This is a genomic window from Marinoscillum sp. 108, assembly GCF_902506655.1.
Classification (GTDB): domain Bacteria; phylum Bacteroidota; class Bacteroidia; order Cytophagales; family Cyclobacteriaceae; genus Marinoscillum; species Marinoscillum luteum.
In genome coordinates, this window is record NZ_LR734808.1 from 775,128 (window position 1) to 800,008 (window position 24,881).

The following is a 24,881-nucleotide window of genomic DNA, read 5'->3' on the forward strand; positions in this document are numbered from 1 at the left end:
TTTAAAGCTTTTTCATGTCAGACGATAGTGAAAACCTACCTGAAGGAGAGTCAGGAACCTACCCGGGGCAGAACATTATCCCAATCAACATAGAAGATGAAATGAGAGGCGCCTACATTGATTATTCAATGTCGGTAATCATCTCACGTGCCTTGCCCGATGTAAGAGATGGTCTTAAGCCGGTTCACAGGCGTATTCTCTATGGAATGCTGGAGTTGGGAGTAAACTATAACAAGCCCTATAAGAAATCAGCCAGGATCGTAGGAGAGGTACTGGGTAAGTACCACCCACACGGCGATACAGCGGTATATGATACCATGGTGCGTATGGCGCAGCCCTGGTCTCTCAGGTATCAGTTGGTCGATGGTCAGGGTAACTTTGGATCGGTAGACGGTGACTCACCGGCAGCGATGCGATATACTGAGGCCAGACTGAAGCGTATTGCAGAAGAAATGCTGGCGGATATCAATAAGAATACTGTTGATTTCTCACCCAACTTTGACGATAGCCTGAAGGAGCCCTCGGTACTTCCCGCCAAGCTGCCCAACCTGCTGCTCAATGGAGCCAGTGGGATCGCGGTAGGGATGGCCACCAACATGGCCCCTCATAACCTGTCGGAAGTGGTGGATGGCGCTGTTGCCTACATTGACAACAATGACATTACCATCGAAGAACTCACTCAGCATATCAAAGCACCGGATTTCCCGACAGGTGGTATCATCTACGGGTATCAGGGTGTGCGCACGGCCTTCGAAACTGGCCGCGGTAGAGTGGTCATGAGGGCCAAGGCGGAAGTAGAAACCATGAAGTCAGGGCGAGAGCAAATCGTAGTGACTGAGATCCCCTATATGGTCAACAAGGCATCGATGATCGAGAAGACTGCCATGCTGATCAATGAAAAGAAAATTGATGGCATCTCTGATATCCGAGACGAGTCGGACAGAGATGGTATGAGGATTGTTTACGAACTGAAAAAGGATACCATTCCGAACATCGTTCTGAACAATCTCTATAAACAAACACAGCTTCAGTCTTCCTTTAGTGTAAATAACGTAGCACTTGTAGGAGGTAGACCTAAGACATTAAATGTCAAGGACTTATTGAAGTACTATGTGGAGCACCGACATGAGGTGGTCATCCGCAGAACCCAGTACGAGCTGGAGGAAGCCGAGAAGCGGGCACACATTCTGGAAGGTTATCTGATCGCTCTGGATAACCTGGATGAAGTCATCAAATTGATCAGAAGCTCACGTGATCCGGAAATTGCAAAACTGGGACTGATGGAAAACTTCAAACTCAGCGAGATTCAGGCACGAGCCATTCTCGACATGAGGTTGCAGCGACTGACCGGTCTTGAGCGTGAGAAGATCATCAAGGAATACGAAGAAGTGAAGGCTTTGATCGAAGAGTTGAAGGCTATTCTTGCCGATGAAGGTAAGCGAATGGAAATCATCAAGACAGAGCTGTTGGAAGTGAAAGACCGCTATGGTGATGAGCGCCGCACGTACATAGAGCATGCTGCGGATGAGTTTACCGCTGAGGATATGATTCCTGATGATGAGATGGTCTTGACCATTTCTCGTGAGGGCTACATCAAGCGTACTCCGCTGATCGAATACCGTACGCAAAACAGAGGTGGTGTAGGCTCAAAAGCGGCCACTTTCAAAAGTGACGACTTTACGGAGCACCTCTTTGTGGCGACTAACCACAACTACCTGCTCATCTTCACAGAATTTGGTAAAGTGTACTGGCACAAAGTGTGGGCCATTCCTGAAGGCAGCAAAACTGCTAAGGGACGGGCTATCCAGAACCTGATCAATATAGATCCCGCGGATAAAGTTCGTGCAGTGATCAATGTATTGAACCTGGATGATCCAGATTACATCAACAACAACTTCCTGATCATGTGTACCGAAAACGGTACCATCAAGAAGACCACCCTGGAAGCTTACAGTCGTCCGAGACAAAACGGAATCAATGCGATTACCATCAATGAAGGCGATAAATTGCTGAATGTGCGTCTGACCAACGGGGACAATCACATCGTGATTGCTTCGAACACTGGTCGTGCGATCAACTTCCACGAATCGGATGTAAGGCCAATGGGAAGAATGGCAGCCGGGGTGCGCGGTATCAAAATGAAAGAGGGTGAATTTGTGGTTGGCATGGTCTGTGTTGACCATAAGGAGCCGGCAGACCTCCTGGTAGTATCAGAAAACGGATATGGCAAGCGCTCCGATCTTTCTGACTACCGCATCACCAAACGAGGTGGTAAAGGTGTGAAAACCATGAATATCACTGAGAAAACAGGTGCTTTGGTCGCTATTAAAGATGTGGAAGAAACGGATCACTTGATGATTATCAACCGTTCGGGCATCGCTATACGTACCGAAGTATCCAGCCTCAGGGTAATGGGTCGAGCCACTCAGGGAGTGAGACTGATCAGGCTAAATGATGATGATTCCATCTCAGCGGTAGAAAAAATTTCCAATATTGAGGGAGATGATGAGCCGGAGGGAGGAGAAGAAGGAGCGACTCAGAGCCCTAATGAAGAGAATGTAGACTAAACTTTAATAGATAACCTTAATAAAATTGACAATGAAACGTACTTACATAATCATGATGGCATTGGTTGTAAGCCTTGCAGGTTATGCCCAAAAGAAGCCTAAGATCACCAAGGCCAATCAGGCCCGGGAAAATGGAGACCTGGCTGAGGCCAAAGCAATCATCGATGCTGCCATCGAATACGAAAAAGTAAAGGATGACGGGAAAACCTGGTATTACCGCGGACTCATTTACGCTACCATCGATACCACGTCCAATGAGCAATATGCGAGCCTTTCAGACAATGCGCTGGAGGAAGCTGTAGCAGCATTCAATAAAGCGGATGAAATAGACCCTGAAGGCAAGGGTTATTATGTGACTGGCATGATGGGTATTCCAGTTTTGAAAGAGCAGCAGATCAGCAACTACTACTCCTATTACTACAATAAGGCGGTAATGGCCTTTCAGGATAGCGAATATCAGACGGCTGTGGACGCTTTTGAGAAGTCGTACTACATTGTTCCGGATGATACCAATGCCTACATCAACGCAGCTTATGCGGCTCACAATGGCCAGCTGTACGATGCAGCTACCAAAAACTATCGCTTAGCGATCGATAATGGCGCGACCAGCAAGGATTTGTATTACAACTATGTGAGCATCCTTACTTCGGCTTTGGACGATAAGGAAGCAGCCTTGGCGGTGGTAGATGAAGCCCTTGGGAAATATCCTTCTGATGGCACTTTACAAAAGAACCGAATCAATCTACTCATCAACATGGGTAAAATAGATGAGGCCAGAGGTAACCTGGAGCAGGCCATTGAAAGTGAACCTGACAATGCCAATCTATACTTTACCCTGGCGGTGATCAATGATGAGTTGAAGGAACAAGAGCGTGCCATCAAAGCATACCTGAAAGCCATTGAGATCGATCCGAATCACTTTGAAGCTAACTTCAACTATGGGGTAATCCTGATTAACCAGGCGAACGAGACCATCAAAGAAAGCAATAGCCTGGGTATGTCCAAGGCAGATCAGAAAAAGGCCAGGGAATTGGAGCCAGTCATCAATCAAAAATTGAAAGATGCTCTCCCACAATGGGAAAAAGTGCATGAGATCAATTCTTCAGACCGAACAGCAATGGAAACCCTCGCTTACATCTACACACAGCTGAAGATGAAAGAAAAGGCCAATGCGATGAATAAAAAACTCGATTCGCTGTAAATTTCACAACGAAATCACGAAAAAGCCGTCAAAAAAATACTTTTGACGGCTTTTTTTTATACATTTAATCTCCACCGTTATTAAGGTTGTTAAGTCAAACCTTATTTTTTATAAACCACCGCCAATATTTTCTGTTCATCAGGGAATTATTCCTGTTGGCGTAAATCTGTTGTTTTACGAATGTATAGTTGTTGAACTTTATGAACCTACTGCAAAACCCCTAAAAATGAGCACCATCAAAATTTCAGCCCGCGGCATTGACGAGATCAATTCGGTTTATAAAAAAATCAAGAAAGAGTACAAGGCAGTGGATACCATCAGACTCAATCAGGATACAATGGATTATGAATTGATTCTGGCCAAAAACGAGTTGGATGGCTACCTCAAGTCCATTTGCGATAAGGTGATTGATAATGATGAACTGCTGGAGGAAGAGAGCGTGTTCAAAGATTTTGGATGGAAAAAATTCAGTGCCGCCCTGGCCGTAGAGCGCGTGTCCATTCCGCTGAGAAGTTTGAAGACCATCTGGAATGACCTGAGTGATGAAAAGAAGCGTGCTTGCTTTGATTATCTCTGTGAAGAGAAAGAACTGACCCCAGTAGAGGGAGAAGGCGACGAAGTATTGGCCTCCTGAGATTCATTCCCAGCAAAATATGAAGAGCCCGAATGTTCGGGCTTTGTTTGTTTCAGGCCTATGAAAACATTTTTAACGAATCAATGTGGAGAATGAACTGATTAAGTTGATTACAACTGTATGAAATCATCTGATTTCGTGAAGCCTCCAGCTTCCGGGTGTCATACCTTCTTCCGACTTGAAGGTGGTAACAAAATGAGAGAGATTCTCAAACCCACAGGCAAAACAAACTTCAGTAATGGACATATCAGAAGTACTTAGATGGTGGCAGGCCAGCTTGATGCGCTCTTTTAATATGTACTGAGCGGGAGAGACCCCCATAGTCTCTTTGAACTTCTTGAAGAAACTTGCCCGGCTCATGCAAGCCTGGTTAGCAAGGCGGCTCAGATCTATTTTATTTCGCAGGTTAGATTTAATAAAGCGAATGGCCGCCGCCAGCGGGTGGCTGGCGGATAATACCGAATAAGAAGATTCAAAAATCACCCTGGCTTGTGTCTGCATGAGCCTGATGACCATTTCACGAAGTGTCAGCTCCACCATCATATCCTTGGCTTTTCCCTGCTCACTTTTAGTGATCCGAACGATGCGGTTGACAGTGTCTGCCAATTCCAGATTATTAGTCAAGTGAAAGATGGTAGGATCAATCTGCCAATCACCCCAGGATGAAGCTTTAGGGTGGTATTCATTCAACATATCGATGGTTTTTTTGATCACCTCATCGGAAATGGTCAGCGCGATGCATTGTGTGGGGTTGAGCTTCCGGGCTTCAGGAAAGTCTATATTCATCATTTCGCCCGGTGGGAGAATCACCGACTCCCCCGGTAAATACTCGAAAGAGGCACGTTGTGGCAGCGTCATCACCTTCTTACCCGAGAGCATACTGGTCAACACAAAATGGTCGAAAGTCAGGTGCACATTCTCTGCCTGCTCATGGGTTTCGAAGAGGTTGAGCTCGCAGGTTTCATAAGAATAAGCGGTCCTGTTTTCCACCAGGGTAAATAACGACCTTTCGTCATGGGTCGGAAATCGTTCGATCAGGTACTTTCTCAAGGCTTTTCCGGTTTGTGAAGTTTCTAAATTTAAAACTATTTTATTGATAATATCACTCGGATGCGGAATAGATAAGCCTTCAAATTACAAGAATGACAAAGTAGAGACGCTGACCAAATGGATTTAGACGCTCACCAAAAAGGGATCAGTAAAATGGGAGCACTTTTAGGTAAAACTAAAAGACTACAAAAAATGGAAACATTAACTAAGGAACACAAGGCGGTAGAGCGCCCTCCGTTTAAGCCCGCATATGATCATTTCATTGATGGAAAATGGGTGGCCCCATCTTCGGGAGAATACTTTGACAACATTAGCCCCATCGATGGAAAGGTGTTTACCAGAGCTGCCCGAGGCAATCAGGAAGACATCAACAAAGCGCTGGATGCAGCGCATACTGCTTTCTCCAGCTGGTCCACTACATCAGCTGCTGCTAGGGCCAATGTGCTGCTGAAGATTGCAGATATCATAGAGGAAAACCTGGAGATGCTGGCCCGTGTGGAGACTATCGACAATGGAAAGGCCCTCCGTGAAACCAGGGCTGCTGATTTGCCCCTTTGCGTGGATCATTTCAGATACTTTGCAGGGGTGATTCGTGGCGATGAAAGCACCATGTCTGAGCATGACGAACATACGGTAAGTCTCAACCTGCAGGAGCCATTGGGTGTGGTGGGACAGATCATTCCGTGGAACTTCCCATTGCTAATGGCCACCTGGAAAATAGCCCCGGCACTGGCTGCCGGCTGCTGTACTGTGGTGAAGCCTGCTGAGCAGACGCCTACAAGTATCATGGTACTGATGGAGCTGATTGCAGAAGTGGTGCCTCCGGGTGTGCTGAATGTGGTGACCGGCTTTGGTACAGAGGCAGGTAAGCCACTGGCTACCTCACCCAGAGTAGCAAAAGTCGCTTTTACAGGGGAGACCACTACCGGACGCCTGATCATGCAATATGCTTCTGAAAACCTGATTCCGGTAACCATGGAGCTGGGAGGGAAGTCACCCAATATTTTTATGCCCAGCATTGCCGACGCGGATGATGCTTTCTTTGACAAGTGCGTAGAAGGTGCCGTTATGTTTGCCCTCAATCAGGGCGAAGTTTGCACATGTCCTTCACGGATATTGGTACATGAGTCTATTTATGACAAGTTTATGGAGCGGGTGATCGCACGCACCAATGCCATCAAAATGGGACACCCATTGGATGGAGAAATCATGATGGGAGCACAAGCTTCTAATGACCAGTTTGAAAAGATCCTTTCTTACCTTGACATAGGTAAACAGGAGGGGGCTGAAGTACTCTGCGGGGGCGAGGCAGCTCAGCTCAATTCAGGTTTGGAAAATGGTTATTATATAAAACCCACCATCTTCAAGGGACACAACAAAATGCGGGTATTTCAGGAAGAAATTTTCGGGCCGGTGACCTCAGTGACCACTTTCAAAACGATGGAAGAAGCCCTGGAGATTGCCAATGACACCTTGTATGGACTGGGAGCCGGACTTTGGACCAGAGACGCTCATGAGATCTATCAAATGCCACGTGCCATCAAAGCTGGTCGGGTTTGGGTCAACTGCTACCATGCGTACCCGGCACACGCACCATTTGGAGGGTATAAGAAGTCAGGGTTTGGACGTGAAACCCATAAGATGATGCTAAATCACTATCGCAATACCAAGAATATGCTAATCAGTTACGATAAAGAAAAGCTTGGCTTTTTCTAAGTCACCAGAAGAGTGATGAGTGACATGCCCGGAAAGTATCCCGGGCATGTAATCGTTTCTGGTTCCATTATTATGTTAAGTAAGGAGTGAATGAGCCACCTGATTTCACTCATCAATAGAGGAGATAATATGACCCAAAGAATAAGTGTAACGGATGATGCCATCAAGATTATAGATCAATTGAAGGAGCGCTATGGGCCACTGATGTTTCATCAGAGTGGCGGATGTTGTGACGGTTCGTCACCCATGTGTTTTGAGAATGGAGATTTTAAGGTGGGAGAAAGCGATATCCAGCTGGGAATGATAGCCGACTGCCCGTTCTACATGTCGCGCGACCAATACGACTACTGGAAGCATACGCACCTGACTGTAGATGTGACTCCCGGACGAGGCTCTAGTTTCTCATTAGAAATTCCATTAGGTGTGCGGTTCATCATTCGTTCCAGACTGCTGAGCGATGAGGAGTTTCACTTATTCCATCAATAATATACATACAGAGATCATGACTATTCCAGACGTAGCCATTGGTGCAGAAGCCGTCCGAGGATGCGCTCTGCGAAATTGATTTTATGAGCCACCGGAGTGTGTTGGGTATGTTGGATGTGGTCAATGGATTGCTGTAATATTTGGTGGATCTCATGGTGAGAGTGGATCTGAGCTTTTCCTTTGAGCGCCTCCAGTGCTTGCAGAACTTCCAGAGTGAGTTCGCCATGGGTGGATGGATTCATGGATGATTGGGATGTTTCCTGTAGAGACGTAGGACTTGAGCGAATCGCTGCATGGCTCCACGCAAGATTTGAACGTGTAGGACATTACGTAGAGATGTGTTGATTGGAGTGACTTGTTTTAAGCGTATGGATATCAAGAAGTTATGTTGAGGTAATGAATGGACCAGGAGTAGGGTTATCAAACATTAACTTAACATAATATAAATTATATAACAAAGCTAGTGATTTGCTGTTTGTGAGCTTCAGGGACAATTAACATAAAATCAGATATGTAATGCGCGTCGGCCTGAGCGATTGGTCAGTTACATATCGGTAAAGATTTTATGTTAAAGCAAATCACGGCCAATGCTCAGCCAATTGATTATATAATTCTATATTATTTGCGGACGGCTAGTCTAAGCTGGGCATCAAGGCCGGCGAGTATGTTCGTGTAGTGTATCTTGAGTTTGACTTTTCAATTGACGATTTCCTATGTTAATTTGTGTTATGTGTAAATAGCCGCTGGGCGACCGCTTAAGCCCTGGCTCAAACTTCATTTGATACTCAAAATAGTTATCGGTTTTCAGGAAATCTCAATATGACTTCCATTACTTTTCCCCCTCTGAGGATTTTTAGTTTGAAGGAATTCAGGGCTTCTTCATCCTTGATCAAGATCGATTTAAAAAACGCTATAATATTATCTTCCGAAACAATGGGTATATCGTTTACTGCCAAAATGATATCTCCACCAATACTAATCTTCTGATCATCTTTATAAAATGGAACGTTTCCACCAATCAGATCAGCCATATAGGCTGGAGACAATGCCACCACACTTTGAATGAGTATGCCACCTGGCTGTGGGACATTGAGTAATCGAGCTAATTCCTGATCTACTAAAACTCCATTTATTCCGGTCCATCTTCTCTTATCACTATCCACCACCAATTGCTTGGTTACATTGATCGTAGCAGCAAAACCGATTCCATCAAATCCACCTGACTCGCTAACTATGTAGCTGACAAGTCCGATAACCTCTCCTTTCATATTAAACATAGGCCCACCAGAATTTCCATGGTTAATAGCAGCGTCTGTCTGGAAAAACTCAGCAAAAGTAAATCCTTCCATTCGCGTCTTTTCAACGCTTTTTCCACTGATTATACCTTTAGAAAGTGAGTACTCCAGTCCAAAGGGCGCACCAATTATAAATATATCATCCCCTACATCTGCAACATCAGAATCCCCTAATTCAGCAACGGGGTAATTTTTGTCGTAATAGACTAATTTGATAAGAGCTACGTCAGTTACAGTAGCCAACCGAACTACCTTTGCCGGGAATTTTTGCCCATCATGAAAGATCACAGTAATATTCTCGGCATTGTTCACCACGTGAGCAGCGGTTAGTATCTCACCCTGATCAGAAATAAGGACTCCTGATCCTTGTGAACCCATATAACTAACTTTGCCATCCGTATTCTCTACCTTTTCTTTTGCTTCAATAACAACCACGCTCGGGCTTACCTTTTTATACAGATTGCTCAATGACTGACCAAATAATACATTTGGAAGTAAGAGAATGGTTAGTAAAATAAGATGTTTCATGATTTTGATGTTAGGGGTGAGAGAACGAAAGACATTTAAACTATCCACTACTTGTTATTCTTTTCAGGTGGGACTAAAGAAATGCCAAAACGGAAAAATGATGCATTTGCAGTGTCGTAGTTCGCATCTTTAATTTGATCACCTTGTAGTTCCATTCTTCGTGCAACGGCAATCCCACCGGAAGCTTCCAGTTGTATGGACTTACCAACCCGATAGTTCAGAGAAGGCCCAAGCACAACACGGGAATAGACCAGCATATCTACCAGTTCGGTATCGTTAATTGCCGTCGTTCTTCTGTAGTTGACATTATAGCGCGAGCCACTCGCTTCTGCTTTCAGTCCAGCTGTGAATTTCCCAAAATAGTAATCATACGTAATGCGGCGTGGCAAGAGTACATGCAGCTTGCCTTTTTCTGAGGTCAATGTTACTTGAAGTGTTGGAATGAAACGGGGTTCTCCAAAGCTGGATAGGTAGGCCATACCCCCTCCGTATGAGAAACGGTCAGATTTTTCCTTGATAAAGAGTAAAGCACCGTTCATTAGAAAATCATCTCCTTCAAGTGTCGTATCGAATGCAGAGGATAAGGTTGGGTTTAGCGAAATCAATACCTTCCACTCATTTGATAACTGATGCAGCACCGTCAGACGATAGCCGAGAAGGTGCAGGTTTTCCCCATCCATTCCCGGATTGAAATCATTTTCTACAACAGGAGTCACCAATCGATATTGAAATCCATTGATCAAAACCGTCTTCTCATTTTCAGATTGTTTGGGAAGGTTCAGAAAGAAATCATATTCATTCACTTTGACTTCCTGATTTAGCGGAGCATTCATTACTTCAGCTGTTGGAAATCTTGTAACACTGAACCCTGCCAGTTGAAAATCCTGTGACATTAAGGGTGTGCTGATTAGCAAGAGCATCCCACAAAGTATGTTCAAAAGTGTTCTATAAGAATGTGTCATGAGGTTCATTTTGGTAGAGATACTTTGAAAAACAACTGGTAGAGAACCGGAACCAACACCAGCGTGATCACGGTGGCAAATAGCAACCCGAAGATGATGCCAATGGCGAGGGGTTCCCACATGTCACCACCACCAAGCCATAAAGGAATTAAACCCAAAGAAGTGGTAAAGGTGGTGAGTAGTATAGGTCGAAATCGTTCCTGTGCGGCAGCTAGTATAGCATTGTATGGGTTTCTTTTATGCTCGTCCAGTTCCAATTGAATCCGATCGATAAGTACGATCGCATTATTGATTACAATACCAGACAGTGAAATGATACCCAGGAACCCGGTAAAACTCAAATTAGTACCGGTAATGAGCAGTCCTCCCACGACACCTATGATCCCAAAAGGAACGGCAAGCAGTACGATACTGGTCTTCCTCACGGAGTTAAATTGCATTACAAGAAGCAGGATGATAATGAAAAATGAAATGGGTAGTTTGGCCATGACAGCACCCATGGCATCACCGCTTGCTTCTGACTCCCCACCGAATTCAAAAGTATAGCCACTCCCCCATTCATCTTGCTGTTCATTGAGCCATTTTGATATTTGGGTCGTAATCTCAGCAGCAGTGTATCCGGCCTCCAGCTGAGATTCTACCGTAATGGTTCGATTGAGGTTTCGCCTGATAATTTTGGCCAACTGCCAATCTACGCTGATGTCGGCAACCTGTGCCATTGGGACAGTCTTGCCCGTCATTTGACTGTAGATATTCAATCCTTCCAGGTCTTCATAGGCCACCTCAAGGTTACCTTCCGTTCGCATAGAGATAGGAATATTGTCCTCCTGGTCACGGTACTCTCCTACGGTGTAACCAGACAAAGTGGTGTAGGAAGATAGTGCGACATCCTGATGGGTCAGTCCATTATAACTAAGTTTGGATGGATTGATATCGACATTAACCTTCTTGATTTTTGGCCCCCAGTCGTCATCTACATTGCTAGTCCCTGTGATGGTTCGTAGCTGACTTTTCGTTTCACCAGCCATGCGGGTTAATTTTTCTGCATCAGGCCCGCTGATTCTGATCTGAATGGGAACCGTGGCTCCTCCGCCACTTGTGAGTCTTTTCACCGTAACCTTGGCATCCGGAAGATTGTTAAAAGCAAACTGATTGAGCTGATCGATGACTGCCTGATTGTCATCACCGGAAGTGGTATTGATCAGCAAATGTGCGTAGTTCGTCTGTTTTTGGTCAGGCTGATAGCCCAGATCATAAGACTTGGGGCCTTCGCCAATGAAGGAAGACCAGTCCTGCACACCACGAGACCTTTCGTTATTAATGAGTAAACTATCTGACAAATACCTTTCCAGCAGGGAGACTTGTGAATCGGTCGTTTCTAAGCTTGTGCCAGTAGGCAACATAAGATCCACAGTCACCAGGTTACGATCACTGTCCGGCATAAACACAAACCCAAGTTGACCCATCCCAACCAGGGAAAGTGCAAGGCACCCCGATACCACAGACAAAATCAAAACGGGTTTAGCCAATGACCAAACAATAATCCGTTTGTAATAGATATTGAGTTTTTCGAAGAAACCTGGCTTTTGATCTTTGCTCTTCTTCTTGACTTTAATGAATAGAACAGCCAGCATCGGCACAATCGTCAATGCCATAAGCCAGGACGAGATTAAGGTAATGGTAATCACTGAAAAAAGTGTCCCCATAATCTCGCCCATTACAGAGTCTGCAATGAAAAATGAGAGGAACGCAGCTGAAGTAGTCAGTGAACTGGTAAGTAAGGGCACCATCAACTCTTTACAGGAAGAAACAGCAGCATCAAATGCCTTATCTCCTTTTTCCATTTTTACCATCATGGATTCAGCCATCACAATGGCATTGTCTACCAACATGCCCAAGGCCATGATGAGTGCGGCCAATGAAACCTGGTTGAGGCCAATGTCAAAAACGCCCATCAAAAACAGTGACATGACAATGGCAGTTGGAATCAAACTGGCCACCACAACCCCCGTTCTTAAACCAAGAAACAAGAGCATTACAGCCAATACAATGACCATGCTTTGAATGAGGTTAGAAATAAAATCGCTGACACTTTTAGCCACTGAATCATCCTGTGAGGCAAGTCGCTTTGCCGTGATACCTACAGGTAATGTTTGGTTGAAGCTGGTGAGTAGTTCATCAACCTCTCCACCTAATTGAATGATATTGGCTCCTTCTTTCAAGGAAATATGCAGGCCAATGGCCGATTGTCCATTCATCCTCACAATGCTTTCCCGGGGAGAGATGTAGTCTTCATAGACCTCAGCTATGTCCTTTAGATAAACGGATTCCCTTCCTTTTCCAACCGGAATGAGCATGTTTTGAATATCCTCTATCGTTTCAAAATTTCCGGAAGGCTCCAGAATAACACGCTCATCTCCGACACTAATTTGACCAGCAGGAATAATGATATTTGTGCTGGATATGGCATTCTTGAGCTCGTTGGCAGATAATTTGATTTTTGCCAGCTCTGCATCGTTGTAATCAATAAATACGTGACGTTCTGATACTCCTGAAAGTTCTACTTTGGCTGCATCCCTCAATCGAATCAGCTGATTTCTCAATTGATCCGCATACTTCTCCAACTCCCTGGGTTCATATCCATCATTTTTTATACCCAAGGCTATTCCATAGGTAATACCCAAATCTTCGTCCTTCAGATCTGGGCCTTTGACAACACCGGAAGGAACATTCACATTGTTGATTTTCCTTCTTAAGCGATCCCAAATGGGTCTAAGTTCCGACTCGTGAACGTTCTCTTTCAGGGCAACTTTGATAATGGAAATGCCTGTTCTCGATTCACTTTGGATATAATCTACTTCCGGTATCTCCTGCACCACTTTCTCCAGTGGGTCAGTGACCAATAGTTCCATTCTTTCAGGACTTGCCCCGGGAAAAACGGTGACAATGCTCGCTATTCGAATCGTAAAAGGAGGCATACTGTTTCTTGGTAATGAGGCATACCCCGTAATTCCAAGAATGATGATGATCCCTAATAGCAAATAGGTAACACGATTGTTTTTAATGGCTATGGCAGTCAGGTTCATCGCTGTTGGTTTATAAGTGAGACTTTCATTCCATCATAAAGTGTTCTTAAGCCAGCTACTGCTACCATTTGATCTTGCATCAAACCAGACCTCACGATAAATCCTCCATCAGTAAGGCTTCCGATTTCTACTGTCGCTCTTTTCGCTTCATAGACGTCCTCAGCTATCGGATCAAGGAGGTATACAAATTGTCCACTTTCATCTTCGCTCACGGCCTTTACAGGAACGATCAACTGCGTCTCCTGAGTCTCATCACCAAAAGTGAATGTGACCTCAACGGGCATTCCAGGGCGTATTTCATCTGAAGGGTTGATCAGAGAAGTAATTACCGGATAAGTGCCTCCTGAAGAACTGTATCCTACTTCGGCAATAACTCCATCAAAGTTGCTGGATAGCGTAGGTATCCTGATTTTGGTTGGGCTTCCCTGCTTTACCTGACTGATGTATTTTTCAGGTACACCTACTTGTACTTCCATGTCGCTGGCATCTTCCCTGCTCATCACAAGGATAGTCTGGCCCGATCTTATTACCTCATTGGTCCCAACCTTTACAGCGGAGACAATGCCAGACATTGGGGCCGTAATGGTCGTGTAGGAAAGTTGAGATCGCTGCTTCTCCAGCCTCTTCAGAGCTATTTCATACGAGCTTTGCGCATTGGATAATGTACTCTTGGCCCGCTCATAATCACTCAAAGAGGCATTGTTCGTTTCGTAAAGTTGTTTGATCCGTTCAAAGCCGGAAGAAGCGGTTTCTAGTTGAACTTTGGCATTCGCCGCATCCAGTTGAGCCTGCTCCAATGCAAGCAAGGCATCCGTCTGGTCTAGCTGTGCGAGTAGTTGCCCTTTCTTTAATCGCTGACCTACTGCAACATCCAAATTGGTAATGAGTCCTCCGGTACGAAAACTCAGGTTGGTTTCCGAACCAGATTGGGTGATCCCACTAAAGGTTCTTGTCGTTAAACCTCCGACTGATTCTACCATCCCATATTTGATGGGCTTGATCAGTTCTCGTTTTTCTTCCTTACTTGAATCCCCACATCCATAGAGCAGGATTAGCGAAAGAAGTGTTAGATAGGTGTTTTTCATTTTCATCAGTTCTGATTGATTAAGTATTGTTGAAATCGGTTATTAAAATCCTGAACCTGATCTTCGGGTGTCAGCGTGATAAAAGAGCCGACATTGAATTCTAATTGAAGATGAGCCTGGATATATTCATAGATGGAAAAAGCGGCTGCCAGTTCGGCTTGCAGTGCTGTCTGTTGTGCATCTATCAATTGAGTAATCGTGACCTGGCCCTGCTTATAATTTTCCTGAACCAGTTCAAAGTTTTTATGAGCGCTCTCTGATGCGGATTGGCTAAATCGGATATTCGTACTTGTACTCAATACATGAAGTACACCAGCACGAACACCTAATTCCAAACTTTGATCGAGTAACGTTTGAGAATAACCCAATTGATCCAGGCTGATTTTAGATTGTTGAATGGCTGCCTTTCTGCCGAACCCATCAAAAATTGGAAATGTTAGGGAGATGCCGGCAAACCAGGAATTGTCCTGCAACTCAGTCACTCCTAAGGCCATAGCCGAAGCATCCAATGTAGAGCCAACCCCACTCCTTCCCAAAATCTGGGAAGTCTGTGCCTGAATTGCCACTGTGGGTATGTAGAGTATCCGTTTATTTTGTGTTAGCTGGCGATTGGCAGCATTTACATTTTCAACAAGTGCTTTTTTATTGGGGTTTTGTTGCTGACTTTCCATCACTAAAAAATCTGAAATAACCCGTAGACTTTCCGGCGTTTTTGCAACATCCGCAAGTGGCCCCTGACTCAAAGCTTTATACAAATCGCCATTCAGGGATATATCCTCAATGTCATATTCCGGTTCCAGGCTATTTGCGACCAGCGTGTTCAATTGAAGCTTCGCAGCTAGCAGCGTGGTTTGCGCCTCAATCACCGACTGGTTGGCAAAAGCCAATTCGGATTCCCATCGATAGAGGTCTGTATTATTGGATGACCCCAGGTTTACCCGAATAGTCGCGAGCTCCTTGTTTTTTCGCGTGTTTGATAGGTTTTCCCGCTGTATCAGGACGTTCGTCTTGGCAGACAGGACATTCAAATAAGCGGTATAGGTATCAAACAGCACGCTCAAAACATCAGCTTCCGTGTTGTACGCTTGGGCCTTTTCCAGATATTTAGCAATCTTGATGGCCGCTATGGCTTTTTCCGAATAGATTAACTGGGTAAAGGTTAGACCGGCAGTCAATGACTGTTCTGGGGCATTAAATGCGGCGTTAGCGCGCTCTTCGTTGATTTGTGAAGCAGTAAGACCTGATTCAATACTCGGCAATACGTTTGACCTTGCGGATTTCACACGTACGTTGCTTCGCGCTATGTCCTGGTAACTGATTTGGATACTAAGATTTGATGCTAAAGATTTTTCCGCAATCTCTTCGAAGGAATACGATGTGACCGCTCCCTCCTTATCTCCAATAATGGTAGCTGTGAAAAGCACTTCAAAAGGAATAGGGAGCTGTATTTTTCTGGCGGTACCAATATTAACATATAGGTTTTCTTCTGTGTCCAGCGTCACAGGCAAAGATGAAAGATCCGATCCCGATGCAATTCCATCAGCCATGATGGCTAATTTTCGAATCACCTGCTGCAGGTCATTTTCATTGGCCATCGATCCAAGCACACCATAATCCAACAGCCTGGCATTACCAGAGAATGTCGGGATTTTCCGCTCATTCAGCTGGTTGATAAGTAGCTGAATCTCAGATTCGGTTTGACTCAGAAGAACAGTGAAATATACCGCATCTGTTGCTGCCGGTAATTGACTGAGTGTCTGCGCTATATCAGTGCCAACAGGAATGATGGATAACCTGGTGTTCAACTTTTTGGAGAGCGAATCAATCAGATTTCGGGCTTTTTGCTCGTTGATTGTTGATACAGCTTTCTCGTCCACAAGTACTACCACCCTATTGAAATCATGGATCTGGTGAAATACTTCCAGCTCTTTTTCCAGATTCCGTGTGGACCAGATGTAAGTGAAATTTCGCTTTCCCGAGGTTCCATTTACGTAAGGGATTTCCTGCAGCTTAGGGTCGACAATTCCCAAAGCAATAACAGGTATCGGGAGGTCATTCATCAATGAGAGGCTTTTAGCGCTTATACTTCCTAAGACAATCACCAGATCAACCTGACCATCTAATTGATCATACGACCTTTGTGCGGATTCGATATCGACAATTCCAAAGGAGGTCGATCCCAAACTGACTTCTCGCGACGCACCTGTAGTCTGATCGATTTCCTGAATCATCTGGTTGATGATTGCTTCCAGATTAGGAGATTTATCAAAATCCGAAATCACACCAATTTTGAATGGCTGTGCCCATACCGGAGTGATACTCACGAGTAGAACAAAGCATATTGATATTATAAACTTCATGACTTAGATATGTGGAATATTCAATTAATTGACTTTCGTCCATTCGAGATTCGCGGATACGAATCGGGCAGTTACCTCAAGGAGAAGTTTATCTCCTTCCACCTGACACGTTACATCCAGAAGACTTCCTCTCTTTTTAGAATAGATTTTACCCACCCATTGGCCGTTTTCATACTTCAGATTGAGCACTTCGATTTCCGTGTTTCGCTCTCCTTCCGGGTTGATAGGGTTTCCAATAAATCGGTCATCTACTTTGTAGATTTCTACTTGCGCTTCTTGTGTCTGCCATATGCCAATAATATCGTCCTGCTTATCCTGAGCGAATAAGTGCGTTGAAAGAATAGATAGTGCAATGGTGAATAGTGTGCTGATAGTTTTCATATTTATGTGTTTTGATTTCGATGCGAAACTATCGGCGCAACTATTCAGCCTGAAAAAAGATGTATGAACCATGAGAATAAATGAATGAAATGGCCATCGTGGTAAACAAAGCCTTTTAGTTACCCAAATGGATGTTTCGTGCGACAAAATGATCGTTTCATTCATTTTATCATGTTCCCATAGAATCTGAGTATATTATTGCAATGATGAGTCAGGCATTATCGAAGACAGAACGTTTCCTAAAAGTGGGGCCTCACCTCCTGTGGTTTGGCATGCATGCTGCTATCAGTTTGGTGCTAGCCTATCAGCGGAGTGTAGCAGAAACCATCTACTATTTGGTTACCTATGTCTTTTTTGGCACCATCATTATCTGGTTGTTTGGCTATAAACTCTTTCCAGAGTATTTAACAAGGGAAGGCAAAATCGATAAAAAGCTAGGGGTACTAATTGCTGCCAATATCTTATTATTTGTGCTTGGCATTGTGTCACATACGATTTTGGCCGAGGCTATGGAATTAACACCAATCCGTGATCAATATGCTCCCAAATCCGTCCGGATAGTTTTATGGGTTATGATGGTGTTTTTAGGTGTGATATACATGGCAAGCATACGTGTAGCACGTGTATACTATTTCAATGCCGTTCAAAAGATTGAGCATAAAGCGCAAAGGGTTGAAGCAGAACTGAAGCTGTTAAAAAGCCAGATTAGCCCGCATTTCCTTTTTAATACGCTCAACAACATTTATGGGCTCGCCTACCTGAAAGATGAAAGAGCTGCCGTCATGATTTCAAAGCTATCCAAGCTACTGCGTTATTTGCTTTATGACTGTGATCAGGCTAAAGTGCGGTTAGCCAAGGAAAAGGAGCTCATAGAAAATTACCTGAGCATACAGCTGCTGAAGCATGAAGATGCTCAGAACGTAGATTTCTACCATGCGGGAATCGCTCAGGGCCATATGATTGCGCCTATGATCCTGATTAACTTTATCGAAAACTGTTTTAAACATTCTGACCTGGAAAGCAATCCTCAGGGCTGGATCAAAATCAGTATGGAAGTAGAAAACAACGAACTTAATTTTCGAACTGAAAATACGATTAGAGAAGACGTTGGGGAAACTCCAATGGAACGCAAAGGAATCGGATTGACAAATTCATTGAAATTGTTAGAAGCCAATTATCCAGAAAAACACAAAGTGGAGATAACCAGAGAAAACCAGGTTTATCAGCTGGATTTAAAGATGACATTATGAGTTTAAAGTGCCTTATCGTCGATGATGAAAATATTGCCCGAAAAATCCTTTCGGATTATGTGAGTAAAGTACCTGAATTGGAATTGGTGGCTACTTGTAGTTCTGCGCTCCAGGCACTCAACCATATCAAAAATGGTACCATTGATGTCCTCTTCCTTGATATTCAAATGCCTGACCTGACAGGACTTGATTTTCTAAAAATCTTGCCAAACAGGCCAGCCACCATCCTAACTACTGCTTATTCTGAGTATGCTGTGCAGAGCTATGAATTGGATGTGGTAGACTATTTGCTAAAACCCATAGATTTCGAGCGGTTTTACAAAGCGGTTACAAAAGTCATATCCTCCAAAGATCATAAAGTCGATTATCCTCCAAATTCTCCTTCTGTCCAAACTACGGATAAGCTGTTCATCAAAGCTGATAATAAGATTATCAAAGTCGCCTTCCATGAAATCATTGTCATTAATGCAGATGGGCCCTACGTGCAGATTTTTACCGCTGATGGCCGCAAAATCATGTCGTTGCAGTCCATGCATAAGTTAGAGGAATTATTGCCTAAAAACTTTTATAGAATACATCGCTCTCATATTGTCAACATCGATCATATAGACAGCATTGATGGTAATATGATTCGGTTAAAAGATCAGACTGCCATTTTGAGCAAAAACAAACGGGACGAATTCCTCAAGCTAATTGATCAACTCAATTTGTTGGGGGATTGATTTGTAATTGAATCCTTGAGTAACAGAATGCATATTTATCCGACTGAAGGTAGTCTCGTCATTCCAAGTGCATACTTACAAATATCTCTAGAGGACAAAACTCAATTACTAGAAAAGTTGTAAGTAGTAGTTCCTTCCTATTTGATACTAATGCGGTGTGGAAGATGAGAATGCCTTTCTTGCCTAGTCTTCCACACACATTTGCCATCCGCTCAAACCCTTCCATAACCAAGGATGCCAAAAAGAGTGATGCAGTGCTTCCCTCCTGCCAGTATAAAAAGCCTTCCCTAAACTATTAATCCCGCCCCTGAACCCCTGGCCGGGCGCCAAAGCTATATTAACGGGCACGCCCAGTGATAATGCAGTACATTATATAACAAAGCTATGGATTTGCTGCTTACAAGCACAGCGAGTAATTAATCCGGCGTGGATCGCATAAGATCAGGTATAGAATCTGTACTTAGAAATGACGCGACTGATTCTGATTGATGAATTAGGCCATGACCAGGTCGCGTAGACAGGACGTCCGACTATTCCAATGCGGCTCTAAACTAATGCCCACCCTGAAACATCTATTCATTCTTCTACACGAATAAACAATCCATCATTTTTTATCTTACCAAAGTTTCAAAACAGGATCTACTTATGAGGCGAAAAATCCCGGAATCAACGCTGCCAAAAATCATACGCTCGCAAATGATTACAGCCGAAGGCTTACAAAAATTGAGGGATGAACATGATCACTTGTGGCGAGTGGAACGTCCGGAAACTACCGCCAAGGTCTCATGGGCCGCAAGTTTGGGGGATCGCTCGGAAAATGCCGATTACCATTACAACAAAAAACGCCTTCGGGAAATTGATAAGCGCATTCGCTATCTGTGTAACTGTATTGACAACTTTAAAGTGATTCATTACCACCCTAACCAGGAAGGAAAAGTGATGTTTGGAGCATGGGTAGAAGTTAAAAACGAAGCGAAAGGGCTTCAAAAGCGATTTCGAATTGTGGGTTACGAGGAACTGACCGACAATAAAGATTATATATCTATGGACTCCCCAATGGCTAAAGCACTTCTTGATAAAACGGTTGGAGATGTAGCGATAGTTCAAACCAAATTGGGTGATTTTGTGTGGGAAATTCTTAAAATAACGTATCAGAAGTAGGTATTGCGTGTGTCTCTCAAACTGGATGACGGGCAAGATCGTGCCTCGCGCTTTCCATAACGTCATTCCGGTTTTGGACGGAGCGCAGCGTAGGACGAATACCGGAATCTTTGGTGATCAGGTGGTTATAATGGGTGAGATTCCGGTATTGCTCGTGCCTCGCAAACCGGAATGACGGTAGTAAGCTCGTACCTCGGAAAACTGGAATTACGAAGGGGAAAACACTCCAAACCATAGTGCTTTTACTGCATGTCCTCAATTTCATCAAACAGATCCCTCCAAGTTGGATTCATCGAATTGATGAGGTTTTCTTTGAATGATCGTTTCCATTTCTTCATTCGTTTTTCCTGTTCAATGGCCTCAATGATTGTATCATAAAACTGAAAATATAATAGATCGGTACATTTGTATTTGCTTGTAAATACTGATCCTATACCTGTCTTATGCTCATATACTCTTGAGTAGAGATTACTTGTAACACCAGTATATAAGACGGTTCTGTTTTTATTAGCAATGATATACACATAACCACCCTTGGTTTTCATCTAATTAAGATAAATAGATTTCAATATTCCTGACACGTAATAAAAGCAGATTCTGGTTTGGTAGATTCCAGTATTGCTTCGTGCCTCGCACTTTCCATAACGTCATTCCGGTTTTGGGCGGAGCACAGCGTAGGACGAATACCGGAATCTTTGACGATCAGGTGGTTATAATGGATGAGATTCCGGTATTGCTTCGTACCTCGCAAACCGGAATGACGGTAGTAAGTTCGTACCTCGAAAATCGGAATGACCGTAAAAAGCTTGTGCCTGGCATTTTCCATAACGTCATTCCGGTTTTGAACGGAGCGCAGCGCAGGGCAAATACCGGAATCTTTGACGATAAAGGGGTTATACAATGGATGAGATTCCGGTATTGCTCGTACCTCACAAACCGGAATGACGTAACGAACTCGTACCTCGCAAACCGGAATGACAGTAGTTACGCTCGTGCCTGGCATTTTCCATAACGTCATTCCGGTTTTGGACGGAGCACAGCGTAGGACGAATACCGGAATCTTTTGACAATCAGGTGGTTATAATGGGTGAGATTCCGGTATTGCTCGTGCCTCGCAAACCGGAATGACGTAACGAACTCGTACCTCGGAAAACTGGAATGACGGTAGTTAAGCGCTCAGGTGGAATGGGTCATGTTTTTGAGGATTTTCTCATACAATTCCTTTGGATTGAAAGGCTTGGTTACGAAATCGTTCATTCCTGCCTTGAGTGCACGGTTTTTTTCTTCCAGGAAAGCGGTAGCCGTAAGGGCTATGATTGGGATATCCTTATAGGCTTTGTCAGAATTTCTAATCTGTTGTGTAGTTTCAAACCCATTTTTATCTGGCATTTGCAGGTCCATCAAGATGATGTCAAATTCCTGTTCTTGTATTTTCTCCCAGGCCTCATTACCATTTTCTGCGATGGTCACATTACATGCCCATTTGTTCAGGAATTTCCCAGCCACAAATTGGTTCATTGGATTATCCTCTACCAAAAGTATTTTTAAACCCACCAAGTCGTCCTGGCTTGCATACATTCCATCCACAGGTTTCGTTACCACATCGTCTGGTGTATCTGACAGGGTAAACTGCAAGGAAAAATGGAAGTTTGAACCCATTTGAGGGGATGAAGAGACCTCTAAACAGCCATTTTGAAGTTCTATGAGTTTTTTAGTAATGGCAAGTCCCAACCCTGTTCCACCATATTGTCTTGTGGTATAGGTTTCTGATTGGGAAAATGACTCAAAGATTAATTTTTGTTTTCCCGGAGCTATCCCTATTCCCGTATCAATCACTTCAAACAAAATGTCTATGGTGTTACCTTTTCTCTGTTGTGGCGTCAGCCTGGTCGTGACAGAGCCCTCCTTTGTGAATTTCACTGCATTGCCAATCAGATTGGTTAAGATTTGTGACAATCTGCCAGGGTCACCTACCACCCAGTTTGGACTTGATGGGTCTATGGTCAATTCAAGTTTAACCCCTTTTTCATTTGCTCGGTATTTGTGAGATTCGTTAATATTTTCAACTAATTCTTTAAGGTTAAAATCAATGTGCTCAAAGTCAATCTTTCCTGCTTCAATCTTATTGAAGTCGAGTATGTCATTGATTAAAATCAACAAGTGTTCACTTGAGAACTTAAGCGTGTTGAGTAGGTTCATGGTCTCCTGATCAAAGTCATCCTGAATGAGAATATTGGTCATCCCAATAATAGAATTCATTGGGGTCCTTATTTCATGACTCATGGTAGACAAGAATTCAGCTTTAGCACGGGATGCCTTTTCTGCTTTCTCCTTTTCCTCTATAATGATGGCCTCTACTTTCTTTCGCTCTGTGATGTCCCTTAGTAGGACGATTGATGAAACATCGTCTATCTCAAACTGACTTACAGATACTTCACAGGGTATCCTCTTTTTACCCTTCCCTAGTATTGATACCTCAATTTGATTTTCATTCTTTCCAAGGTTCAAATAGTAGTGGCTGAGAAATTCATCATAGGTCTTAAAGTCGGCAAGTATCTCGGATAGCTCTAACTGCTTCATTTCGCCTTCATTTTTGCCGATGATGTGCTCGGCAGAGCTGTTGACAGAAATGATGTGGCCGGTCTTGTTGCAGGTGATAATACCGTCCACAATTTTACCAAGGATGGTGGAAATAAAGGCTCGTTGTTTCTCCTCCTGGGCCCTGTAAAGGTCATGCAGTTCCTGAGACATCAGACGAATTGACCGGTCTTTCAGTTTTTGTACCCGGTCAAAATCCACATAGCTACTGGCTACTTTTTCGAATAGCTTATCAAAAAACTCCTCTTCAGGATATTTTTCTTTTATCCTGGCTATTTGTTTCTCTAGTAGCCTTCTGCTCATTATCCTTCAGCTATTAGGGTTATGGTCATCGTTTGGTTGTGGAGTTCACATGAGCCGGTACCAAATTGGGGTGAAATCTCTCCGTAAGAATAAAAACCGATTTGAGTCGTTTGGCCATCAAACATCTGTTTTGTTGCCTCTACTTCCTCGTCTATTTTCGGTCCTAAAACAAGTTTCCTGCCAACACAGCTGATCAAAATCGCCAGTTTTTCACCTCCATTTTTGGCAATGATATCTGTAATGGCATGTTTGGCAGAATCTTCAGCTCCCTCCACAAGATTCTCAAAGTTGGCCATCATCAACTGTGCAATATTGCCCTCAGGCATATCTCCGGCAAATGTCATACTGTTGTCTGCTTCATTTACAGCCAAAATAGTTCTTACTTTTCCTGTATCCGCGGAATTGTAGTCACGGATCGTTAATGGGAATAACAATGCGCTGGAAGGTAAATTATCTGCCTCTTCACCTAAGTAAGTCTTATATAGCTCTAAAGCAGGCTTACCATCAAGTTCATACAAAATATTAGCTTTAGATTTCGTTATTTTCCTATTAGGGCCGAAACTATCCCACCCTCCTGCTGAACCATATCCAATCTGAAGTTCACTTCCGTAAAAGCCTATCGCGACAATCACCCCAGATTTGGGATGGTCGTTGGCAACAACCAATGTCTCCTCGAAGTTTGGACCATCACCAGCCAACCCACCGGTTACAACAACGTCCTGATCAATATGTTTTTTAAGTCCTTCGATCAAAGTGGTCCCATTTACTTTTTGTCCATCACTTATGATCAATACATTTTTCAGGTCGTTTTTGGGCAGCATATTTGAAAGTTCGACCCCCTTGTCAAAAGACTCCTTGGCACTGTCAATGTTTACTGATGCATAAGAAATGGTTGAACTGTCAAACTGTACGGCTGTAGCCACCGCAGAATCATCATAAACTCTCTCACCCAGGATCTCTCCAGCTGTACTGCAGCCTAATACCGGAGTTTCCGGGTATAAGCGCTTCAAACTTTCGTAACAATTGGCTTGCAAAAGGGTGCCTTTGGAGGCGAATAATAACACCAGTTGTGGAGAAAAACCGGTCTTTACGTCCTGTTTCTGCCATGCTTCGCCATCGTAGATTAATTCCTGAATTTTCATATCCGCCCTGATTTACCATGAAAGAAGTAATAAGATAGATGAAAAGACTTGACGAAATGGATAATTTATATGAACCCCACATTATCTTCGATTAAATCGCTGATATTCAACAGAAAAGCTGATTGTGGATTCAAAAAATCCGCTTTTTCACGCAAACATTGCTTGATCTGATCGTTGCCCATGATCGATGTGATTCCGGTATTGCTTCGTACCTCGCAAACCGGAATGGACGAAAGAAGTTCGCTTACCGCATTTTCCCTAACGTCATTCCGGTTTCGGACGGAGCGCAGCGCAGGACGAATACCGGAATCTTTGATGATCAAGGGGGTTATGATGGATGAGATTCCGGTATTG

20 protein-coding genes are annotated in these 24,881 nt (G+C 43.8%); 8 read left to right on the plus strand and 12 right to left on the minus strand.

What is annotated here, in order from left to right; translation table 11 throughout:
* Window positions 1-14: 14 nt before the first annotated feature.
* From gyrA to GV030_RS03240, 3 genes are all read left to right on the plus strand, one after another.
* Window positions 15-2,567, plus strand: coding sequence for a DNA gyrase subunit A (gyrA, locus tag GV030_RS03230; protein WP_159579747.1), 2,553 nt, complete (start codon window positions 15-17; stop codon window positions 2,565-2,567).
* A gap of 31 nt (window positions 2,568-2,598) precedes the next feature.
* Window positions 2,599-3,768 carry a M48 family metallopeptidase gene (locus GV030_RS03235; RefSeq protein ID WP_159579749.1) on the plus strand — a complete coding sequence of 390 codons (1,170 nt, stop codon included), beginning with the start codon at window positions 2,599-2,601 and terminating at the stop codon, window positions 3,766-3,768.
* Between the two features lie 226 nt (window positions 3,769-3,994).
* On the plus strand, window positions 3,995-4,402 hold the full coding sequence (locus GV030_RS03240) for a hypothetical protein (protein ID WP_159579751.1): 408 nt from the start codon (window positions 3,995-3,997) through the stop codon (window positions 4,400-4,402).
* Window positions 4,403-4,528: 126 nt separating this feature from the next.
* Here the strand turns inward: GV030_RS03240 and GV030_RS03245 are convergent, their stop codons facing one another.
* Window positions 4,529-5,452, minus strand: coding sequence for an AraC family transcriptional regulator (locus tag GV030_RS03245; protein WP_159579753.1), 924 nt, complete (start codon window positions 5,450-5,452; stop codon window positions 4,529-4,531).
* A gap of 192 nt (window positions 5,453-5,644) precedes the next feature.
* Between GV030_RS03245 and GV030_RS03250 the strand changes: the two genes are divergently transcribed.
* Together GV030_RS03250 and GV030_RS03255 are read left to right on the plus strand one after the other, a co-directional pair.
* The gene (locus GV030_RS03250) at window positions 5,645-7,168 is read left to right on the plus strand and encodes an aldehyde dehydrogenase family protein (protein WP_159579755.1); all 1,524 of its coding nucleotides are present in this window, start codon (window positions 5,645-5,647) and stop codon (window positions 7,166-7,168) included.
* Between the two features lie 129 nt (window positions 7,169-7,297).
* A complete protein-coding gene (locus GV030_RS03255; RefSeq protein WP_159583597.1) occupies window positions 7,298-7,654 on the plus strand; it encodes a DUF779 domain-containing protein in 357 nt (118 codons plus the stop codon).
* Between the two features lie 20 nt (window positions 7,655-7,674).
* Here the strand turns inward: GV030_RS03255 and GV030_RS03260 are convergent, their stop codons facing one another.
* From GV030_RS03260 to GV030_RS03290, 7 genes are all read right to left on the minus strand, one after another.
* Window positions 7,675-7,896, minus strand: coding sequence for a hypothetical protein (locus GV030_RS03260; RefSeq protein WP_159579757.1), 222 nt, complete (start codon window positions 7,894-7,896; stop codon window positions 7,675-7,677).
* 552 nt (window positions 7,897-8,448) lie between these two features.
* A complete protein-coding gene (locus tag GV030_RS03265) occupies window positions 8,449-9,477 on the minus strand; it encodes a S1C family serine protease (protein WP_159579759.1) in 1,029 nt (342 codons plus the stop codon).
* A gap of 47 nt (window positions 9,478-9,524) precedes the next feature.
* Window positions 9,525-10,370, minus strand: a complete 846-nt coding sequence (locus GV030_RS03270) for a DUF6268 family outer membrane beta-barrel protein (RefSeq protein WP_159579761.1) — start codon at window positions 10,368-10,370, stop codon at window positions 9,525-9,527.
* A 74-nt stretch (window positions 10,371-10,444) separates the two neighbouring features.
* Complete coding sequence (locus GV030_RS03275) at window positions 10,445-13,525, minus strand: efflux RND transporter permease subunit (protein ID WP_159579763.1); 3,081 nt, start codon at window positions 13,523-13,525, stop codon at window positions 10,445-10,447.
* On the minus strand, window positions 13,522-14,610 hold the full coding sequence (locus GV030_RS03280; RefSeq protein WP_159579765.1) for an efflux RND transporter periplasmic adaptor subunit: 1,089 nt from the start codon (window positions 14,608-14,610) through the stop codon (window positions 13,522-13,524). The genes GV030_RS03275 and GV030_RS03280 overlap by 4 nt, the downstream gene beginning before the upstream one ends.
* Window positions 14,611-14,615: 5 nt before the next feature.
* Window positions 14,616-16,970: a TolC family protein gene (locus GV030_RS03285; protein ID WP_159579767.1), complete on the minus strand. Its 2,355-nt coding sequence runs from the start codon at window positions 16,968-16,970 to the stop codon at window positions 14,616-14,618.
* A 24-nt stretch (window positions 16,971-16,994) separates the two neighbouring features.
* Complete coding sequence (locus GV030_RS03290) at window positions 16,995-17,351, minus strand: hypothetical protein (RefSeq protein ID WP_159579769.1); 357 nt, start codon at window positions 17,349-17,351, stop codon at window positions 16,995-16,997.
* 203 nt (window positions 17,352-17,554) lie between these two features.
* On the opposite strand from GV030_RS03290, the gene GV030_RS03295 reads away from it, so the two are divergent.
* From GV030_RS03295 to greB, 3 genes are all read left to right on the plus strand, one after another.
* Window positions 17,555-18,601 carry a sensor histidine kinase gene (locus GV030_RS03295; protein ID WP_159579771.1) on the plus strand — a complete coding sequence of 349 codons (1,047 nt, stop codon included), beginning with the start codon at window positions 17,555-17,557 and terminating at the stop codon, window positions 18,599-18,601.
* The gene (locus tag GV030_RS03300; RefSeq protein WP_159579773.1) at window positions 18,598-19,323 is read left to right on the plus strand and encodes a LytTR family DNA-binding domain-containing protein; all 726 of its coding nucleotides are present in this window, start codon (window positions 18,598-18,600) and stop codon (window positions 19,321-19,323) included. The genes GV030_RS03295 and GV030_RS03300 overlap by 4 nt, the downstream gene beginning before the upstream one ends.
* 645 nt (window positions 19,324-19,968) lie before the next feature.
* The gene (gene greB, locus GV030_RS03305) at window positions 19,969-20,484 is read left to right on the plus strand and encodes a transcription elongation factor GreB (RefSeq protein WP_159579775.1); all 516 of its coding nucleotides are present in this window, start codon (window positions 19,969-19,971) and stop codon (window positions 20,482-20,484) included.
* 242 nt (window positions 20,485-20,726) lie between these two features.
* Here greB and GV030_RS03310 read toward each other — a convergent pair whose 3' ends face one another.
* From GV030_RS03310 to GV030_RS03325, 4 genes are all read right to left on the minus strand, one after another.
* Window positions 20,727-21,029, minus strand: coding sequence for a GIY-YIG nuclease family protein (locus GV030_RS03310; RefSeq protein ID WP_159579777.1), 303 nt, complete (start codon window positions 21,027-21,029; stop codon window positions 20,727-20,729).
* 631 nt (window positions 21,030-21,660) lie between these two features.
* Entirely contained in the window at window positions 21,661-23,385 is a 1,725-nt protein-coding gene (locus tag GV030_RS03315) for a PAS domain-containing hybrid sensor histidine kinase/response regulator (RefSeq protein ID WP_159579779.1), read from the minus strand.
* Window positions 23,385-24,527 (minus strand): FIST signal transduction protein, encoded by a 1,143-nt coding sequence (locus GV030_RS03320; RefSeq protein ID WP_159579781.1) that lies wholly within the window; start codon window positions 24,525-24,527, stop codon window positions 23,385-23,387. The genes GV030_RS03315 and GV030_RS03320 overlap by 1 nt, the downstream gene beginning before the upstream one ends.
* Window positions 24,528-24,592: 65 nt before the next feature.
* Window positions 24,593-24,850: a hypothetical protein gene (locus GV030_RS03325; RefSeq protein WP_159579783.1), complete on the minus strand. Its 258-nt coding sequence runs from the start codon at window positions 24,848-24,850 to the stop codon at window positions 24,593-24,595.
* Between the last annotated feature and the right edge of the window lie 31 nt (window positions 24,851-24,881).

Excerpts from the sequence above, each read along its gene's own strand:
- GV030_RS03265 (WP_159579759.1), bottom strand. The coding sequence starts at position 9,477 with ATGAAACATCTTATTTTACTAACCATTCTCTTACTTCCAAATGTATTA.
- GV030_RS03235 (WP_159579749.1), top strand. The coding sequence starts at position 2,599 with ATGAAACGTACTTACATAATCATGATGGCATTGGTTGTAAGCCTTGCA.
- GV030_RS03255 (WP_159583597.1), top strand. The coding sequence starts at position 7,298 with ATGACCCAAAGAATAAGTGTAACGGATGATGCCATCAAGATTATAGAT.
- GV030_RS03260 (WP_159579757.1), bottom strand. The coding sequence starts at position 7,896 with ATGAATCCATCCACCCATGGCGAACTCACTCTGGAAGTTCTGCAAGCA.
- GV030_RS03310 (WP_159579777.1), bottom strand. The coding sequence starts at position 21,029 with ATGAAAACCAAGGGTGGTTATGTGTATATCATTGCTAATAAAAACAGA.
- GV030_RS03300 (WP_159579773.1), top strand. The coding sequence starts at position 18,598 with ATGAGTTTAAAGTGCCTTATCGTCGATGATGAAAATATTGCCCGAAAA.
- GV030_RS03250 (WP_159579755.1), top strand. The coding sequence starts at position 5,645 with ATGGAAACATTAACTAAGGAACACAAGGCGGTAGAGCGCCCTCCGTTT.
- GV030_RS03315 (WP_159579779.1), bottom strand. The coding sequence starts at position 23,385 with ATGAGCAGAAGGCTACTAGAGAAACAAATAGCCAGGATAAAAGAAAAA.
- greB (WP_159579775.1), top strand. The coding sequence starts at position 19,969 with ATGAGGCGAAAAATCCCGGAATCAACGCTGCCAAAAATCATACGCTCG.
- GV030_RS03280 (WP_159579765.1), bottom strand. The coding sequence starts at position 14,610 with ATGAAAAACACCTATCTAACACTTCTTTCGCTAATCCTGCTCTATGGA.
- GV030_RS03290 (WP_159579769.1), bottom strand. The coding sequence starts at position 17,351 with ATGAAAACTATCAGCACACTATTCACCATTGCACTATCTATTCTTTCA.
- GV030_RS03240 (WP_159579751.1), top strand. The coding sequence starts at position 3,995 with ATGAGCACCATCAAAATTTCAGCCCGCGGCATTGACGAGATCAATTCG.
- GV030_RS03285 (WP_159579767.1), bottom strand. The coding sequence starts at position 16,970 with ATGAAGTTTATAATATCAATATGCTTTGTTCTACTCGTGAGTATCACT.
- GV030_RS03275 (WP_159579763.1), bottom strand. The coding sequence starts at position 13,525 with ATGAACCTGACTGCCATAGCCATTAAAAACAATCGTGTTACCTATTTG.
- GV030_RS03270 (WP_159579761.1), bottom strand. The coding sequence starts at position 10,370 with ATGTCACAGGATTTTCAACTGGCAGGGTTCAGTGTTACAAGATTTCCA.
- GV030_RS03320 (WP_159579781.1), bottom strand. The coding sequence starts at position 24,527 with ATGAAAATTCAGGAATTAATCTACGATGGCGAAGCATGGCAGAAACAG.
- gyrA (WP_159579747.1), top strand. The coding sequence starts at position 15 with ATGTCAGACGATAGTGAAAACCTACCTGAAGGAGAGTCAGGAACCTAC.
- GV030_RS03295 (WP_159579771.1), top strand. The coding sequence starts at position 17,555 with ATGATGAGTCAGGCATTATCGAAGACAGAACGTTTCCTAAAAGTGGGG.